The sequence below is a fragment of the Staphylococcus sp. GDX8P54P genome (genome assembly GCF_017893165.1).
GTDB lineage: Bacteria > Bacillota > Bacilli > Staphylococcales > Staphylococcaceae > Staphylococcus > Staphylococcus borealis.
Genome location: NZ_JAESMM010000012.1, coordinates 122,644 through 141,973, shown reverse-complemented (window position 1 = coordinate 141,973; position 19,330 = coordinate 122,644). Strand labels below are relative to the sequence as shown.

At 33.0% G+C, this 19,330-nt stretch carries 16 protein-coding genes; 15 read left to right on the top strand and 1 reads right to left on the bottom strand.

Going from position 1 to position 19,330, the window contains the following annotated elements:
* Window positions 1-88: 88 nt before the first annotated feature.
* The 3 genes from KA909_RS06660 (at window position 89) to rny (ending at window position 4,567) form a co-directional block, all read left to right on the top strand.
* Window positions 89-1,231: a CinA family nicotinamide mononucleotide deamidase-related protein gene (locus tag KA909_RS06660; protein WP_193839405.1), complete on the top strand. Its 1,143-nt coding sequence runs from the start codon at window positions 89-91 to the stop codon at window positions 1,229-1,231.
* Window positions 1,232-1,406: 175 nt separating this feature from the next.
* Window positions 1,407-2,453, top strand: coding sequence for a recombinase RecA (gene recA / locus KA909_RS06655; protein ID WP_053029340.1), 1,047 nt, complete (start codon window positions 1,407-1,409; stop codon window positions 2,451-2,453).
* Window positions 2,454-3,007: 554 nt separating this feature from the next.
* Window positions 3,008-4,567, top strand: a complete 1,560-nt coding sequence (gene rny, locus KA909_RS06650) for a ribonuclease Y (protein ID WP_070855547.1) — start codon at window positions 3,008-3,010, stop codon at window positions 4,565-4,567.
* 325 nt (window positions 4,568-4,892) lie between these two features.
* Here the strand turns inward: rny and KA909_RS06645 are convergent, their stop codons facing one another.
* Window positions 4,893-5,108, bottom strand: coding sequence for a hypothetical protein (locus tag KA909_RS06645; protein ID WP_053029342.1), 216 nt, complete (start codon window positions 5,106-5,108; stop codon window positions 4,893-4,895).
* Window positions 5,109-5,267: 159 nt separating this feature from the next.
* Between KA909_RS06645 and KA909_RS06640 the strand changes: the two genes are divergently transcribed.
* The 12 genes from KA909_RS06640 to KA909_RS06585 all read left to right on the top strand — a co-directional run bounded on the left by KA909_RS06640 (window position 5,268) and on the right by KA909_RS06585 (window position 19,303).
* Window positions 5,268-6,062, top strand: a complete 795-nt coding sequence (locus KA909_RS06640) for a TIGR00282 family metallophosphoesterase (protein WP_053029343.1) — start codon at window positions 5,268-5,270, stop codon at window positions 6,060-6,062.
* Between the two features lie 133 nt (window positions 6,063-6,195).
* Complete coding sequence (locus KA909_RS06635) at window positions 6,196-7,956, top strand: 2-oxoacid:acceptor oxidoreductase subunit alpha (RefSeq protein WP_210130059.1); 1,761 nt, start codon at window positions 6,196-6,198, stop codon at window positions 7,954-7,956.
* Window positions 7,957-8,823 carry a 2-oxoacid:ferredoxin oxidoreductase subunit beta gene (locus KA909_RS06630; RefSeq protein WP_053029345.1) on the top strand — a complete coding sequence of 289 codons (867 nt, stop codon included), beginning with the start codon at window positions 7,957-7,959 and terminating at the stop codon, window positions 8,821-8,823.
* Window positions 8,824-9,048: 225 nt separating this feature from the next.
* The gene (locus tag KA909_RS06625; RefSeq protein WP_193839404.1) at window positions 9,049-9,675 is read left to right on the top strand and encodes a poly-gamma-glutamate hydrolase family protein; all 627 of its coding nucleotides are present in this window, start codon (window positions 9,049-9,051) and stop codon (window positions 9,673-9,675) included.
* Between the two features lie 45 nt (window positions 9,676-9,720).
* Window positions 9,721-10,017, top strand: coding sequence for a thiamine-binding protein (locus tag KA909_RS06620; RefSeq protein ID WP_053029347.1), 297 nt, complete (start codon window positions 9,721-9,723; stop codon window positions 10,015-10,017).
* Window positions 10,018-10,333: 316 nt separating this feature from the next.
* Window positions 10,334-11,878, top strand: coding sequence for a tRNA (N6-isopentenyl adenosine(37)-C2)-methylthiotransferase MiaB (gene miaB, locus KA909_RS06615; protein WP_193839403.1), 1,545 nt, complete (start codon window positions 10,334-10,336; stop codon window positions 11,876-11,878).
* A complete protein-coding gene (locus KA909_RS06610; RefSeq protein ID WP_075109061.1) occupies window positions 11,879-12,244 on the top strand; it encodes a YlbF/YmcA family competence regulator in 366 nt (121 codons plus the stop codon). It abuts the gene before it with no gap.
* Window positions 12,245-12,265: 21 nt separating this feature from the next.
* Window positions 12,266-12,757: an energy coupling factor transporter S component ThiW gene (thiW, locus tag KA909_RS06605; RefSeq protein WP_053029350.1), complete on the top strand. Its 492-nt coding sequence runs from the start codon at window positions 12,266-12,268 to the stop codon at window positions 12,755-12,757.
* A gap of 258 nt (window positions 12,758-13,015) precedes the next feature.
* The gene (mutS, locus tag KA909_RS06600; protein WP_210130058.1) at window positions 13,016-15,664 is read left to right on the top strand and encodes a DNA mismatch repair protein MutS; all 2,649 of its coding nucleotides are present in this window, start codon (window positions 13,016-13,018) and stop codon (window positions 15,662-15,664) included.
* Between the two features lie 12 nt (window positions 15,665-15,676).
* Window positions 15,677-17,710 (top strand): DNA mismatch repair endonuclease MutL, encoded by a 2,034-nt coding sequence (gene mutL, locus KA909_RS06595; RefSeq protein ID WP_193839401.1) that lies wholly within the window; start codon window positions 15,677-15,679, stop codon window positions 17,708-17,710.
* 14 nt (window positions 17,711-17,724) lie between these two features.
* Window positions 17,725-18,258 (top strand): glycerol-3-phosphate responsive antiterminator, encoded by a 534-nt coding sequence (locus KA909_RS06590; protein WP_053029353.1) that lies wholly within the window; start codon window positions 17,725-17,727, stop codon window positions 18,256-18,258.
* Between the two features lie 226 nt (window positions 18,259-18,484).
* The gene (locus tag KA909_RS06585) at window positions 18,485-19,303 is read left to right on the top strand and encodes an MIP/aquaporin family protein (protein WP_053029354.1); all 819 of its coding nucleotides are present in this window, start codon (window positions 18,485-18,487) and stop codon (window positions 19,301-19,303) included.
* Window positions 19,304-19,330: the final 27 nt, after the last annotated feature.

The following is a 19,330-nucleotide window of genomic DNA, read 5'->3' as shown; positions in this document are numbered from 1 at the left end:
TTTAAGTTCAAATTTTAGAATAAGCGTCATTCGATGCATTATAATAATAGATGTCGTGTAAGAATTATCACTATAGGGAGAAATGAACATGAATATTTCAATTATTGCTGTAGGTTCAGAACTTTTATTGGGTCAAATTGCCAATACAAATGGACAATATTTATCAAGATTATTTAACAGTATTGGAAAAAGTGTCGTTGAACATACGGTTATTGGAGACAATCCGCAAAGATTAGAACGTGTGATTAAAAACGGGTTAAAACGATATGACACAATTGTGTTCACTGGAGGATTAGGACCTACGAAAGACGATTTAACAAAGCATACTGTTGCAAAAGTGCTTGGTAAAAATCTAGTAACTGATGCTACAGCATTAGAATATATAGAAAATTATTTTAAAGAACAAGGTCAAGAAATGACGCCGAATAATAAACAACAAGCGTTAGTTATTGAAGGTGCTAAAGTATTACAAAATCACTATGGAATGGCACCAGGTATGTTAGTGGAAATAGAAGATAAGAAAGTTATTTTGTTACCTGGTCCGCCAAGTGAAATGAAACCAATGGCCAAAAATGAATTATTACCTTGTTTAATGGATGATGATAGCGTTATTTTTTCAGAACAATTGAGATTTGCTGGAATTGGAGAATCTAAAGTTGAAACTGAATTAATGGATTTAATTGATCATCAAGATAACCCAACCATCGCACCATTAGCTGGTACGCATGAAGTATATATAAGATTGACTGCCAATGCCGATACGAAAAATGAGTGTAAAAACTTAATTGAACCTACTAAGAATGCAATTCTTGATAGAATTGGTAAATATTATTATGGTTCAGATGATATTGTAATTGAACAAGCACTAATGAATGCTATGGATACACGCTTTAGTCTATATGATGGTGTGACTAATGGCGCACTGTACACACGATTAAAAAATTATGATACCAATCATCTTCTAGAGGGACAATTACCAGATTCACGTGTCTTTATCTCTGAGATAGATAATATTGAAGATAAACTTAAATACGCAACACAATATGTAAAAGATTTATATAAAACTAAATTGGGTATAGCGTTATTACATGATCAAGAGCAAGTTTATCTTGGGTATAGCGATGAACGTATATTTAAATTTGAAACATTTAAAATGCCGTTAAAACGAAATATATTACAAAACAGAAGTCAAAATTATGCCATGATAAAATTATTAAATTGGTTTAAATAATGTTTCTTTTTGAAAATATGAGCGCTTATTGAGTACATTTGTTCGATTTTGTGATAAGACACTTCAATAAAAGCGAACAAATATTCGCAAAAAACTTGTAATTAGATTCAAATGAATGTATAGTATTAGTTAAGATATTAATACGAGGATTAACTCATTAATAGGAGGTTTCGCTTTGGATAATGATCGTCAAAAAGCTTTAGATACAGTTATAAAAAATATGGAAAAATCTTTCGGTAAAGGTGCCGTTATGAAACTAGGCGACAACAAAGGACGTCGTGTTTCAAGTGTATCAAGTGGCTCAGTTACTTTAGATAATGCACTTGGTGTAGGAGGTTATCCTAAAGGTAGAATCATTGAGATTTATGGTCCAGAAAGTTCTGGTAAAACTACAGTAGCTTTACATGCTATTGCTGAAGTACAGAAGAATGGTGGCGTTGCTGCATTCATCGATGCCGAACACGCATTGGATCCAGTATATGCTGAAGCACTAGGTGTAGATATTGATAATTTATATCTATCACAACCAGACCATGGTGAACAAGGTTTAGAAATTGCCGAAGCTTTTGTTCGAAGTGGTGCAGTAGATATAGTAGTAGTTGACTCTGTTGCAGCATTAACACCTAAAGCAGAAATTGAAGGTGAGATGGGTGATACACATGTGGGACTTCAAGCCCGTTTAATGTCACAAGCACTACGTAAATTATCTGGTGCCATTTCGAAATCGAATACTACGGCTATATTCATTAACCAAATACGTGAAAAAGTTGGTGTTATGTTTGGTAACCCTGAAACTACACCAGGTGGACGTGCGTTAAAATTCTATAGCTCTGTACGTTTAGAAGTTCGTCGTGCTGAACAGTTAAAACAAGGACAAGAAATTGTTGGTAATAGAACTAAGATTAAAGTCGTAAAAAATAAAGTTGCACCTCCATTTAGAGTTGCTGAAGTAGACATCATGTATGGTCAAGGTATCTCTAAAGAAGGTGAACTGATTGATCTTGGTGTTGAAAATGATATCGTAGATAAATCAGGTGCATGGTATTCTTATAACGGTGATCGCATGGGTCAAGGTAAAGAAAATGTAAAAACGTATCTTAAAGAAAATCCACAAGTTAAAGAAGAAATTGATCGTAAATTACGAGAAAAACTTGGTATTTTTGATGGTGATGTTGAGGATAAAGAAGAAGATGCCCCTCAAACATTATTTGATGAAGAATAGCGTTTAAAACTTTAATTTTGAATTAAACACATGTATATTAATTTACTTGAAACGTATGAGTAAACAAAACGATTCATTTAAATAGTTGCTTGAAACATGAAAAGAGTCTTCTACATTTGATAAGCTATTTTCGTTATGGACAATGAAAAAAGTGTCAACAGAAGTAGTGTATCAGTGAAAATGTAGTAGACTTTTTTGTTATATAAAAATAGAACTTTCAATGAATACATAGTTTGAGAAAGCGTTATAAATAGTGATAGCAATTTGCTGTATGGCATTGAATTTAGCAAACACTTAAATAAAATGAATTCAATTAAATAGATATCCCGGTTGTATATGACCCAACACAAGAAATCACACCAAGAAATTCAACAAGCAAAGCAAGGTGGGGATCGGGGCTTGGAATGAATGAACACCACACCAGTGGAATTTCATATCTTGACACTAACAAGTTAATAAACGTACAATTGATATGTATAATTATTATACATTCATAAAAATCATGAAGAGATTTTGATATACAAAGCAAATACCTAGAAAAAGGAGGTGTTTATGTGAATTTATTAAACCTCCTACTCATTTTGCTGGGGATTATTCTAGGGGTTGTTGTGGGGTATATTGTAGCCCGAAATTTATTGCATCAAAAGCAATTACAAGCTAGACAAACTGCTGATGATATTATTAAGCAAGGTCAAAAAGAAGCTGATAATATCAAAAAAGAAAAATTATTAGAGGCAAAAGAAGAAAACCAAATCATAAGAGAACAAACTGAATCAGAACTACGTGAAAGACGTGGTGAGCTTCAAAGACAAGAAGCCCGACTTCTTCAAAAAGAGGAAAATTTAGATCGAAAATCTGATCTTCTTGATAAAAAAGATGAGATTTTAGAACAAAAAGAATCTAAACTTGAAGAAAGACAACAACAAGTAGATGCAAAAGAGAGTAGTGTTCAGACATTAATAATGAAGCATGAACAAGAATTAGAACGCATCTCCGGTCTCACTCAAGAAGAAGCTGTAAATGAACAACTTCAAAGGGTTGAACAAGAACTGTCACAAGATATTGCTGTACTTGTTAAAGAAAAAGAAAAAGAAGCTAAAGAAAAAGTTGATAAAAAAGCAAAAGAATTATTGGCTACTACCGTACAACGTTTAGCTGCTGATCATACGACAGAATCAACAGTTTCAGTAGTTAATTTACCAAATGATGAGATGAAAGGTCGCATAATTGGTAGAGAAGGTAGAAATATTAGAACTTTAGAAACATTAACAGGTATTGATTTAATCATTGATGATACACCAGAAGCAGTCATTTTATCTGGTTTTGATCCAATTAGACGTGAAATCGCGCGTACTGCATTAGTTAATTTAGTCTCAGATGGACGTATCCATCCAGGCAGAATAGAAGAAATGGTTGATAAAGCTAGAAAAGAAGTAGATGACATTATAAGAGATGCTGGTGAACAAGCCACATTTGAAATTAATGTTCATAACATGCACCCAGACTTAGTTAAAGTTTTAGGTCGTCTTAATTATAGAACAAGCTATGGTCAAAACGTCTTAAAACATTCAATTGAAGTAGCGCATTTATCAGGAATGTTAGCTGCTGAACTAGGGGAAGATGTCAGCTTAGCCAAACGTGCTGGATTGCTTCATGATGTAGGTAAAGCCATCGATCATGAAGTTGAAGGAAGTCACGTAGAAATTGGTGTTGAACTAGCTAAGAAATATGCAGAAAATGACACTGTCATTAATGCAATTCATTCACATCACGGTGATGTAGAACCTACGTCAATCATATCTATTTTGGTAGCAGCTGCTGATGCATTATCTGCAGCAAGACCAGGTGCACGTAAAGAGACATTAGAGAATTATATTCGTAGATTGGAACGTTTAGAAACACTTTCTGAAGGTTATGATGGTGTTGAAAAAGCATTCGCAATCCAAGCAGGTCGAGAAATAAGAGTCATTGTATCACCTGAGGAAATAGACGACTTGAAGTCACACAGGTTGGCTAGAGACATTAAATCACAAATTGAAGATGAACTACAATATCCTGGTCACATCAAAGTGACAGTTGTAAGAGAGACAAGAGCAGTAGAGTATGCGAAATAATTTTTAACAGATCCAATTTTTGGATCTGTTTTTTTATGCCTTTAAAGTGTCATTTAATAGTTAAAAATGAGGCCATACCGTAAAAGAAGTATCAGGTGAACTTTAATATATGAAAGGGAGAACTTGAAAATTAAATGACCATTTGTCATACTTCAATTTTAAGAAATAAAAAGGAGCAAGATAAATTTCTTTATCTCACTCCGAGCCAATGATTGAACATTAATGTAAATGAACAACTTAACACTTAAAATTCAATCGCTTATAATAATTGTTAAATGTAAACTTAAAATATTTTTGTGTTTTACTTAATTGATGATTTAATAAATTATTTAAGTTGTAAATCAGTTTTTTTCAATTCAGAAATAATTTCTGCTGTATCATAACAATTAGTAGCAATATTTGAGTATCTTTCCGCTAAACGATAAGCATTGATGTATAATTCAAGACTTTCTTTAGCAATGTCTTCTGCATCTTCTGATTTAGACGGATTAGATTTTACCACTAATTCTGCAAACTTCTCTGGATCAATATTAATTGACATGTAAATTTTACAACTCCTATTATTTTTGTTAAATCTATCTTAACATATGTTGTATACATGCTAAAGTAAATAGATATCTAATTTAAAAAGAGTGAGAATATCCTCTTTTATTATAGCCCTATATGAATTAAACTATTTTTATGAGAGGATGAACATTCAATGAGAATATTATTTATTGGCGATATCGTAGGAAAAGTTGGAAGAAATGCGATTGCTGAATATTTACCTAAAATTAAACAATCTTATAGACCAACTGTAAGTATCGTTAATGCTGAAAATGCAGCACATGGTAAAGGTTTAACTGAAAAATTGTATAAGCAATTATTAAGAGATGGTGTAGATTTCATGACAATGGGCAATCATACATATGGACAACGTGAAATTTATGATTTTATTGATAATGCAAATAGAATGGTTAGACCAGCAAATTTTCCTAGTGAAGCACCTGGTGTAGGTATGAGATTTATTCAAATTAATGATATTAAATTAGCGATTATAAATTTACAAGGACGTTCATTTATGCAAGATATAGATGACCCTTTTAAAAAAGCTGATCAACTAATTGAAGAAGCTAAAAAAGAAACGAATTACATTTTTGTAGATTTCCACGCGGAAACGACATCAGAAAAAAACGCAATGGGATGGTATTTAGATGGTAGAGTCAGTGCGGTAGTTGGAACGCATACACATATTCAAACATCGGATGAACGTGTGCTTCCTAATGGTACGGGTTATATCACAGATGTAGGTATGACAGGGTATTATGACGGAATACTCGGAATTAATCGTGATGAAGTCATTGAACGATTTATCACAAGCTTGCCACAACGTCATGTTGTGCCGAATGATGGCAGAAGTGTTCTTTCAGGTGTTATTATAGATTTAGATAAAGAAGGAAAAACTAAGCATATTGAAAGAATACTCATCAACGACGATCATCCTTTTAATAAATAATTTGAAACCATTCATAGACGATTGGATATAGTCCATTAGTATGAATTTAAATAATTGCCACTGTTGTCATAGTAAGACGGTGGTTATTTTTGTTATGATTTATTATGAATTAATTCCACAGGAGGCATATGATATGAAATCACAAATATCATGGAAAGTGGGCGGACAACAAGGTGAAGGTATCGAATCGACAGGAGAAATTTTTGCCACAGCGATGAACCGTAAAGGTTATTATTTATACGGATATAGACATTTCTCAAGCCGTATTAAAGGCGGACACACTAATAATAAAATTAGAGTATCCACTACACCTGTACATGCAATTAGTGATGATTTGGATATTTTGGTGGCTTTTGACCAAGAAACAATTGAATTGAACCATCATGAAATGCGTGAAGATAGTATTATTATTGCTGATGCAAAGGCGAAACCGACGAAACCTGAAGCGTGTCGTGCTCAACTTATTGAATTACCATTTACTAGCACAGCTAAAGAACTAGGTACTGCACTTATGAAGAATATGGTTGCTGTTGGTGCAACGTGTGCCATCATGGATTTAGATACAACTACATTCGAAACGCTTATAACAAATATGTTTACTAAAAAAGGTGAAAACGTTGTAGCAATGAATATTGAAGCTTTAAATCAAGGTTATGCATTGATGAAAGCACAAATAAATGATTTACAGTTAGATTTTAAATTGCAACCAACGGATAAAGATCCTCATTTATATATGATTGGTAATGATGCAATAGGGTTAGGTGCTATTTCAGCGGGCTCTCGTTTCATGGCTGCCTATCCAATTACACCTGCATCTGAAATAATGGAATATATGATTGCGAACGTACCTAAAGTAGGCGGTACAGTAGTACAAACTGAAGACGAAATTGCTGCAGCTAATATGGCAATTGGTGCTAATTATGCAGGTGTTAGAGCATTTACTGCCAGTGCAGGACCAGGTCTTTCACTTATGATGGAAGCTATAGCCCTTTCAGGTATGACGGAAACACCATTAGTAATTATTAATACACAACGTGGTGGACCATCAACGGGTTTACCAACTAAACAAGAACAATCTGATCTAATGCAAATGATTTATGGTACGCATGGGGATATACCAAAGATTGTAGTAGCGCCTACCGATGCTGAAGATGCTTTTTATTTAACGATTGAAGCGTTTAACTTAGCTGAAGCATATCAATGTCCAGTAATCGTATTGAGTGATTTACAATTATCATTAGGTAAACAAACGGTTGAACATCTTGATTATAATAAAATTCACATTCAACGAGGCGAATTATTGCAATCTGATATTGAACGTGAAGAGGATGACAAACAATACTTTAGAAGATATGCGTTAACAGGAAATGGTGTATCACCTAGACCTATACCTGGAGTTAAAGGCGGTATACATCATGTAACTGGCGTAGAACACAATGAAGAAGGTAAACCAAGTGAAGCGGCTGAAAATAGACGTCAACAAATGGACAAGAGAATGCGTAAAACAGCAAATCTATTAATTGAAAAACCAGTTGAATTAAATGAACAACACGAAGAAGCCGATATTTTATTTATTGGATTTATATCTAGTAAAGGTGCGATTCAAGAAGGTGCTGAAAGACTTAATGCGCAAGGTTTAAAAGTGAATACTATGCAGATTCGTCAACTTCATCCTATGCCGAAAGATGTTATTCAATCAGCTATTAATAAAGCATCTAAAGTCATTGTTGTTGAACATAATTATCAAGGACAACTTTCAAATATCCTTAAAATGAATACAACAATTCAAGATAAATTGATTAATCAAACTAAATATGATGGTACACCTTTCTTACCTCATGAAATTGAATCTAAAGGGCAAGAAGTAGTAAGTGAAATTAAGGAGTTGGTATAATTGGCTACATTTAAAGATTTTCGTAATAATGTGAAGCCAAATTGGTGTCCAGGTTGTGGCGATTTCTCAGTTCAAGCAGCTATTCAAAAAGCAGCTGCCAACGTCGGATTAGAGCCTGAGGAAGTAGCAATCATTACTGGTATTGGCTGTTCAGGCCGATTATCTGGTTATATTAATTCATACGGCGTACATGGTATACATGGACGCGCATTACCACTAGCACAAGGGGTTAAAATGGCGAACAAGGATTTAACTGTCATTGCCTCTGGTGGTGATGGTGATGGATACGCTATTGGTATGGGACATACTATTCATGCATTAAGACGTAATATGAACATGACGTATATTGTTATGGATAATCAAATTTATGGCTTAACTAAAGGGCAAACCTCTCCATCATCTGCAGTAGGTTTCATAACAAAATCTACGCCTAAAGGTAATATTGAGAAGAATGTTGCACCACTTGAATTAGCATTATCATCAGGTGCAACATTTGTAGCCCAAGGGTTCTCGAGTGATATTAAAGCGTTAACTAAGCTCATTGAAGATGCGATTAATCATGATGGCTTTTCATTTGTAAATGTCTTTTCACCTTGTGTAACTTATAACAAAGTAAATACGTATGATTGGTTTAAAGAACATTTAACAAGCTTAGATGACATAGAAGGCTATGATACGTCTGATAAACAATTAGCTATGAAGACTGTTTTAGATCATGAGTCTTTAGTAAAAGGTATCGTGTATCAAGACACTGAAACCCCGTCATATGAATCTCAAATAGAAGAACTAAATGAAAGTGCATTATCTAAGCGAGATATTCATATAACTGAAGAAGATTTCAACAACTTAACTTCTCAATTTGTATAAAAATTTAATTCACTCACTTCTAAACAACGAATGTTTGGAGGTGAGTTTTTTGTATTATGATTTATTCATTATATATATATATATTTTGAATCGAACATTAGTATTTAGATACTATTAAAATTATTTAGTTTAAGTAATCATTATTAAATTTTAGATAAATACTTTTTAGGAATAAGATTAAGGGAAAAGAAAAGTAACAATAATTTACTTAAGTGAGGTTTCAAAATGGATAAATATCAGTCTATGAGTGAATTGCAAAGTGAAACGATTGAGAATAAAGATTGGGAAATTGTCACTGATAATAGAGATAGCGAAATAACAATTCTAGCGATACATGGCGGTGGAATAGAACCTGCTACTACTGAACTTGCGCGTGTTATTGCTAATGATGGGCAATTTAATTATTTTGCATTTAATGGTATGCGAACAAAAGGGAACAATGAGTTGCACGTAACATCTATTAATTATGATAATGACATTGCTATGGATTTAGTAAAAACAAGTGAACGTGCAATCACAATTCATGGATGTCTTGGTGAAGATGAAATTGCTTATATCGGTGGTAAAGATAATCTTTTAAAAGAGCGTATTGTTGAAGAATTAAGTCAAATTGGTATAGAAGTAAATGAAGCACCTAGTCATATGTCTGGTACTCAAGATAATAATATTGTGAATTGTACAAAAAATGGTGTAGGTGTGCAAATAGAGTTAACGTCTAGTTTGAGAAAATCTTTATTCAAAAATAATAAGAGTAACCGTAAAAGTAGGTTGGACGAATCGAATTGGGACGATAAGATGTTTGATTTGAGTAAAGCAATTAATATAGCAATTACTAAAGGCAATTTTAATTAATGCGTGGTAGAATTAAGGTAATAGAATAGACTGAGGTGATTATTAATGCAAGATACATTAATGAGTATTCAAATCGTTCCAAAAACGCCTAACAACGAAGACGTTATACCTTATGTAGATGAGGCTATCAAAATCATAAATGATTCTGGTCTGCATTTTAGAGTGGGTCCTCTCGAAACGACAGTTCAAGGCGATATGAGTGAATGTTTAATCCTAATTCAGAAATTACATGAACGAATGGTTGAATTAGAATGTCCAAGTATTATTAGTCAAGTTAAGTTTTATCATGTACCAGCTGGTATCACAATTGAAACGTTAACAGGAAAATATGATAGTGAATAAATGGCTTTTGAAGGGGCTAGGACATAAATAATATAATGATGTTATTTTGCAAATTCGCAGTAGCTAACTGAAGTGATAAGGCGCTTAAATCAAGCTTTTTTCAGTTCTAATCAAGGGCCCCCAACAAGCAGATCTTCATTAAGAAATACTACAAGCAAAGCAAGATAGGAGTGGACGATGAATTTTAAAAGAATTCTGTCGCACTCCTTTTTAAAATGACAAATTTATTAACTATTTTAACTCTTTTTGCACTTTATAATTAATTTTAATATAATGAACTAATGATATTAGGGCATATAGAAAGGAATTTTTTAAAGTGAATGAAGAACAAAGAAAAGCTGGTACGATAAATATCTTAAATGAGCGCGATAAGAAAGTAGAAAAAGATTATAGTAAATACTTCGAAAAAATTTATCAACCACCTAGTTTAAAAGAAGCACGCAAACGAGGTAAACAAGATATTAATTATAATCGTGATTTTCATATAGAAGACAAATACCAAGGAATGGGAAAAGGGCGTACATTCTTAATTAAAACATATGGTTGTCAAATGAATGCACACGATACAGAAGTAATGGCTGGGATTTTACAAGCTTTAGACTATACAGCTACAGATGATATAAATGAAGCGGATGTTATTTTGATTAATACTTGTGCGATTCGTGAAAATGCTGAAAATAAAGTATTTAGTGAAATTGGTAACCTAAAACATTTAAAAAAGAATAGACCTGAAGCATTAATCGGTGTTTGTGGATGCATGTCTCAAGAAGAGTCAGTCGTAAATAAGATACTTAAGTCATATCAAAATGTAGATATGATTTTTGGTACACACAATATCCATAAATTACCGGAAATTTTAGAAGAAGCATATCTTTCTAAAGCAATGGTTGTAGAAGTTTGGTCTAAAGAAGGCGACATTATTGAAAACCTACCAAAAGTTCGTGAAGGCAGTACGAAAGCATGGGTTAATATTATGTATGGTTGTGATAAATTCTGTACCTATTGCATTGTGCCATTTACTAGAGGAAAAGAACGTAGTCGTAGACCAGAAGATATCATTGACGAAGTCCGTGGTTTAGCACGAGATGGTTATAAAGAAATCACTTTACTTGGTCAGAATGTGAATTCATATGGTAAAGATATTAAGGATCTAGATTATGGATTAGGAGATTTATTAGAAGATATTTCTAAAATTGATATCCCAAGAGTACGTTTTACTACAAGTCATCCATGGGACTTTACGGATAGAATGATTGAAGTTATAGCTCAAGGTGGAAATATAGTGCCACATATCCATCTGCCTGTGCAATCTGGAAATAATGCTGTATTAAAAATTATGGGACGTAAATATACGAGAGAAAGTTACTTAGATTTGGTACATAGAATTAAAAATGCCATTCCGAATGTCGCATTAACGACAGATATAATTGTTGGATATCCTAACGAAACCGAAGAACAATTCCAAGAAACACTATCATTATATGATGAGATCCAATTTGAACATGCATATACGTACCTATATTCTCAAAGAGATGGTACGCCAGCTGCTAAAATGAAAGATAATGTACCTGAAGATGTGAAAAAAGAGCGCTTGCAACGTTTAAATAAAAAAGTAGGTCATTATTCTGAAAAAGCGATGAATCAATATGAAGGGCACACGGTAACTGTCTTATGTGAAGGTGTTAGTAAGAAAGATGATACGGTTCTAGCCGGTTATACTGAGAAGAATAAATTAGTAAACTTTAAAGGTCCACGTGAGGCAATCGGAAAATTAGTAGACGTTGAAATTGATGAAACAAAACAATATTCATTAAATGGTACATTCAAAGAATTTCATAGTGCACCAATGGTGACCAATTAAATGTATAGCAAGGATGAAATTTTAAAACAAGCCGATCAACTCACAAATAAAATTAAAGATTTAGACCTTATAAAATCATATCAAAATATAGAAAAACAAATTCATGAAAATCATAATATTGAAAATAAAATGAACCGTTTAAAAAAACAACAAAAGCAGTCAGTTAATTTTCAAAATTACGGTAAACAACATGCCTATCAACAATCAGAAGATGAGATTGAAGCTTTAGAACATGAAATTAATGAATTACCAATAGTTGAGGAATTTCGCTCTGCACAATATGAAGCGAATGATTTATTACAACTGATGATAAGTACTATGGAAGATCGTTTAAACGAACATAATGAAGATGAACATAAGGAATAATATAAGAAAGGGATAAGCACTATGAACAATAGAAAACTAACACTTACAGCATTGTTGATTGCCACTAACGTTGTGTTAAGTAGTTTTATTATCATTCCATTGGGACCTATAAAAGCAGCACCTGTGCAACATTTTATCAATGTATTATGTGCAGTATTTGTGGGACCATGGTATGGTTTAGCTCAAGCACTCATCTCATCAATCTTAAGAAATTTATTTGGCACTGGTAGCTTTTTCGCATTTCCAGGAAGTATGATTGGTGTGCTTTTAGCCAGCGTATTTTATATGTACAGGAAACATATTTTTATGGCTGCTGTTGGTGAAGTAATTGGTACTGGTATAATAGGAAGTTTGTTATGTATTCCAATGGCATGGTTCTTAGGCATGCAAGATTTCTTTGTTAAACCATTAATGATAGCATTTATTATTTCAAGTTTTATAGGTGCTGCGATTAGTTATTTCTTACTTTTTATGTTGAAAAAACGAGGATTACTGGATAAGTTTAAAAAATAATACTTTGTGGATGAAGAGTTGTTTTAATTAATTTGAGATTATCATTTTCAAAAGAAAGAGGCAGACGTTTAAAAAATGTCTATATTCTTAATTTTGTTATGATAATCTTTTTTTATTGATCATTGTGATAAATAAATTTTGCAATAGTATATAAAGTTAAATTAAATGAACTCACGAGCGTTGTAACATTTCATATGTTAAAATATATAAGTTAAAAGTACGTTATAATTCGGAAAAATATAGTAAGGTTGTGAAAATATGTCGAATACGACACCGATGATGCAACAATATTTGAAAATTAAATCGCAATATCAAGATTGTTTATTATTCTTTAGATTAGGCGATTTTTATGAAATGTTTTTTGAGGATGCAAAAGAAGCGTCTAGAATATTAGAAATTACATTGACTAAAAGAGATGCTAAAAAAGAAAACCCAATTCCTATGTGTGGCGTACCTTATCACTCTGCGAATAGCTATATTGAAACGTTAATAAATAATGGTTACAAAGTAGCAATATGTGAACAAATGGAAGATCCTAAGCAAACGAAAGGTATGGTAAAACGTGAAGTAGTTAGAGTAGTAACACCTGGAACAGTAATGGAACAAGGTGGTATGGATGAGAACCAAAATAACTATATTTTAAGTTTTATTAAACAAGATAGTAACTATGCCTTAAGTTATTGTGATATTTCAACTGGTGAATTAAAAGCTACTCAAATTGAAGATGAAGATACTTTAATAAATGAAATTGTAACTATAAATCCTAACGAAATCGTTGTTAATCAAGAAATTAATGAAAGTCTTAAAAAGCAAATCTATTTAACAACAGAAACAATAACTGTTAGTGAAACAATTTCGGATGCTTCATATGAGGTTAATCAACTAACTGATCATCATACGTATCAAGCTACTCAATTATTACTCGACTATGTATATCATACACAAAAGAGAGATCTATCTCATTTAGAGAATGCAATCACATATGCTGCAGTTGATTTCATGAAGATGGATTACTACGCTAAGAGAAATTTAGAATTAACTGAAAGTATAAGACTAAAATCTAAAAAAGGCACGCTTTTATGGTTAATGGATGAAACGAAAACACCAATGGGGGCGCGTCGACTTAAGCAATGGATAGACAGACCTTTAATTAATAAAGAAAGAGTAGAAGAGAGACTAAATATAGTTGAATCATTCATGAATCACTTCATTGAAAGAGATACGTTAAGAGGTTATTTAAATCAAGTTTATGATATAGAACGATTAGTAGGTCGCGTAAGTTATGGTAACGTCAATGCACGTGATTTAATTCAACTTAAACATTCAATTTCTGAGATTCCTAATATTAAAGCACTTCTCGAAAGTATGAATGATGTTGCGACAAATCAATTTAGTTCTCTTGAACCATTAGAAGATTTATTACAGGTATTAGAAGACAGTTTAATTGAAGAACCACCTATTTCCATTAAAGATGGTGGCCTGTTTAAACATGGCTTTAGTAAACAATTAGATGAATTCTTAGAGGCCTCTAAGAATGGTAAAGATTGGTTGGCACAGTTACAAGCTAAAGAACGAGAGCGAACAGGAATTAAATCACTTAAAATTAGCTATAACAAAGTATTTGGTTATTTTATAGAAATTACACGAGCAAACTTACAAGGATTTGAACCGAATGAATATGGTTATCACCGTAAGCAAACTTTATCTAATGCTGAGCGTTTTATAACAGATGAGTTAAAAGAAAAAGAAGATATTATTTTAGGTGCTGAAGATAAAGCAGTAGAACTTGAGTATCAACTTTTTGTTCGTTTAAGAGAACATATTAAAACTTATACGGAAAGACTTCAAAAGCAGGCTAAAATTATTTCTGAACTTGATTGCTTGCAAAGTTTTGCTGAAATTGCACAAAAATACAACTATGTTAGACCTGAACTTAGTGATAATAAAACATTAAAATTAGAAAACTCACGTCACCCTGTGGTTGAACGTGTAATGGACTATAATGACTACGTTCCTAATGATTGTGAATTAGACAAAGACAACTTTATTTATCTTATCACTGGTCCTAATATGTCAGGTAAGTCAACTTACATGAGACAGGTTGCAATCATCAGTATTATGGCTCAAATGGGGGCATATGTTCCTTGTGATAAGGCAACATTGCCAATATTTGATCAAATCTTTACTCGAATTGGTGCTGCAGATGATTTAGTATCAGGGAAAAGTACATTTATGGTAGAGATGTTAGAAGCACAAAAAGCATTAACATATGCGACTGAAAATAGTTTAATCATTTTCGATGAAATTGGTAGAGGTACTTCGACGTATGATGGCTTAGCTCTAGCCCAAGCCATGATTGAGTATGTTGCTCAAACGTCTCATGCAAAAACGTTATTCTCAACGCATTATCATGAATTAACCACATTAGATCAAGCACTACCAAGCCTTAAAAATGTACACGTTGCCGCTGATGAATATCAAGGAGAGTTAATCTTCTTACATAAAGTAAAAGATGGGGCTGTTGATGATAGTTATGGTATTCAAGTAGCTAAACTGGCTAACTTACCAGATGATGTGATTAATCGTGCGCAAGTGATTTTAGATGCTTTCGAACAACATCAAAACGCCAATGATTATGAAAAAACTAGTAATTCAGTGCTTAAGGAATCGGTGTCAGTTGAAAGCCACGATATTAACGCTACACAAAATAAAAAAGATAGCGATAAAAAAGCACAAACTGACAATCATGGACCAAGCAATGAATTTGAACAAGCATCATTTAATCTATTCGATTCAGAACCAACAGTAAGTGAAATCGAGGAAGAGATTAAAAAACTTAATATATCAAATATGACACCTATTGAAGCATTACTTAAACTAAGTGAATTACAAAATCAATTGAGATAGAGGTGTTGGAAAATGGGCAAAATTAAGGAACTACAAACGTCTCTTGCGAATAAAATAGCAGCTGGTGAAGTAGTAGAGCGTCCAAGCTCAGTTGTGAAAGAATTGTTAGAAAATGCAATCGATGCACAATCTACGGAAATTAATATTGAAGTAGAACAATCAGGTATTTCTTCTATTAGAGTCGTAGATAATGGTACTGGTATTGAACAAGATGACTTAGATTTAGTATTTCATAGACATGCAACAAGTAAGCTAGATGCAGATGATGATTTATTTCACATTAGAACATTAGGTTTTCGTGGTGAGGCATTAGCAAGTATATCTTCAGTAGCTAAAGTTACGCTTAAGACGTGTACAGATAGTGAGAATGGTCATGAAATCTATGCCGAAAATGGCGAAATTTTAAGTCGTAAACCAGCTAAAGCTAAAAAAGGTACCGACATCACAGTAGCATCACTATTCTACAATACACCAGCCCGCCTAAAATATATAAAAAGTTTATATACAGAGTTAGGCAAAATTACAGATATCGTCAATCGTATGGCAATGAGTCATCCCGATATACGTATTTCTTTAATATCAGATGGAAAAACATTGTTGAAAACTAACGGTTCCGGTAAAACAAATGAAGTTATGGCTGAAATCTACGGTATAAAAGTTGCAAAAGATTTAGTACATATTCAAGGTGATACGAGTGATTATCACTTAGAGGGTTTCGTAGCTAAACCAGAGCACTCAAGAAGTAATAAGCATTATATTTCAATATTTATTAATGGCAGATATATTAAAAACTTTGTACTCAATAAGGCAATTATTGAAGGGTATCATACATTACTTACAATTGGACGTTATCCGATTTGTTACTTAAATATCGAAATGGATCCAATACTCGTAGATGTGAATGTTCATCCAACTAAATTAGAAGTCAGATTATCAAAAGAAGAACAATTATATCAATTAATTGTTGAGAAAATTCGAGAAGCTTTCAAGGATAGAATTTTAATTCCGCAAAATGATTTGGATAGAAGACCTAAAAAAAATAAAGTATTAAATCAATTTGAACAACAAAAAATAGACTTTGAGAGACGTCAACAGAATTTGAATCAAGAGACTGCGACTCCAACCTATAAGACATCTAGTGATTCTAATGACGATCACTTAAATGAATCAAATTATGAGTACGATGCTCCAGATAATAAAGATAGCATAAATGAAAGTACGGAAAGCATCGTTCACAATAATAAACGCGCCGATGACAAAGATTACTTCCAAATTCAAAAAGAAATTTTGAATGAAATGGATAGTGATACGACTAATCCAGATAATCAGGATATAAATTACGCAACAAAAGGCGCATCAGAAGCAAATATGAGTGATGAAATAGCGCCAAAAAATCAACAAACATTATATCAACCACAAGATAGCAATGATATTAAAGGAAAGGTAAGTAACACACCATCGCGACGTGTTCCATATATGGAAGTTGTCGGCCAGGTACATGGAACTTATATTATTGCCCAAAATGAAAACGGCATGTTTATGATTGATCAGCATGCTGCTCAAGAACGTATTAAATATGAATATTTTAGAGAAAAAATTGGCGAAGTGACGAATGAAGTCCAAGATTTGTTGATACCATTAACATTTCACTTTTCAAAAGATGAACAAATGATTATAGACCAATATCAAGAAGAATTAGACAAAGTTGGCGTTCATTTAGAGCACTTTGGCGGTCATGATTATATCGTGAATAGTTACCCTGTTTGGTTCCCAAAAGCGGAAGCGGAAGAAATTATTCAAGATATGGTTGAGTTGGTATTAAATGATAAAAAAATAAGTGTAAAAAAAATGCGTGAAGATGCTGCGATTATGATGAGTTGTAAGAAATCAATTAAGGCAAATCATTATTTAAAAAATAATGAGATGGCGGATTTGATTGATCAATTACGTGAAGCGGAAGATCCATTCACATGTCCGCACGGCAGACCTATTATCATCAACTTCTCGAATTATGAACTAGAAAAATTATTTAAACGCGTCATGTAGAGAGGAAAATGCTTATGAAAGAATACGTTTTACCTGCGATACGTAATATGAAAGACTTAGAGAAATTAATAAAAACAGATTATAAAATATGTGTGCTATTAGATATGCATATTGGTCATTTGAAAAGTGTTATGGCGCTGCTAAAGGCGAATCAAATTGAAGCCTATATTCATATCGATTTAATTAAAGGTATGGCTGTCGATGAATATGCTTGTGAATATATCATTCAAACGTATAGTCCTAAAGGCATCGTTTCTACCAAATCTAAAGTAATTCAAAAAGCTAAATCGTTAAATAAGTTAACGATTTTCAGGGTGTTTATTATAGATAGTCAAGCCTTAAGTAGAAGTATTAACTTAATTAAGAAAGTTGAGCCTGATTATGTAGAAGTATTACCTGGTATAGCGCATAAAGTTGTTAAAATCATTGATGAAGAAACTGCTTCAAAAGTCATTGCAGGTGGTTTGATTAATGAAGAAAGCGAAATAACTCAGGCACTTAATAGCGGTGCGAGCTACGTTACAACCAGTAACCGTGCATTATGGTAATTCGTACTGCCATCAATCCATCTTCTTTCTTAATTTTATAAAATGAGTACAATCAATTTTAGGATTACTTAAATGTGACAAAATTTCAACGAAAGTATTGACAACGCTTACAAACTTTCTGTATGATTTAAACAAGTTAATATAAAGATTAAGAGACGAAGAGATTTCTGCAATGCCTTTATTAGCGCCTTTGTAGGAATCTTTTTGTCTTATAGGAGGATTCATCATGAATGTTTATTTAGCAGAATTTTTAGGTACTGCTATTCTAATTCTTTTCGGTGGTGGCGTTTGTGCTAACGTTAATTTGAAGCGAAGCGCTGGTCAGGACTCTGACTGGATCGTTATTGCAGCAGGTTGGGGACTAGCTGTATCAATGGGTGTTTACGCAGTTGGGAAATTTTCAGGAGCACATTTAAATCCAGCGGTGACTATTGCTCTAGCGATGGATGGCGGTTTTAGTTGGGCGCAAGTACCAGGTTACATAATCTGTCAAATGCTTGGAGGTATTGTAGGTGGTGTGCTCGTTTGGTTAATGTATTTACCGCATTGGAAAGCAACAGAAGATAAAGGTGCGAAGTTAGGTGTATTTTCTACAGCGCCAGCAATTAAGAACTATTTTGCAAACTTTTTGAGTGAAATTATTGGTACAGCGATTCTTTGCCTAGGTATTTTATTTATTGGTGTTAATAAAATTGCCGATGGATTAAATCCGCTTATCGTTGGTGCCTTAATCGTTGCAATTGGACTAAGTTTAGGTGGTCCTACTGGCTATGCCATCAATCCTGCACGTGATTTAGGACCAAGAATTGCACATGCAATGCTACCAATAGCTGGTAAAGGTGGTTCTAACTGGGGCTATGCTATAGTACCCGTATTGGGGCCTATTGCAGGAGGTATGTTAGGAGCAGTTATTTATAAAGTCTTCTACAAAGGACAATTTGATTTGATTTGTGCAGTTGGTATTTTACTAGTTATCGTTACATTAGTGCTTGGTTTGGCACTGAATAAAGCTAATAAATCAAATGATATTGAATCAATTTATTAATTAACATCTTACATTTATGATTAATTT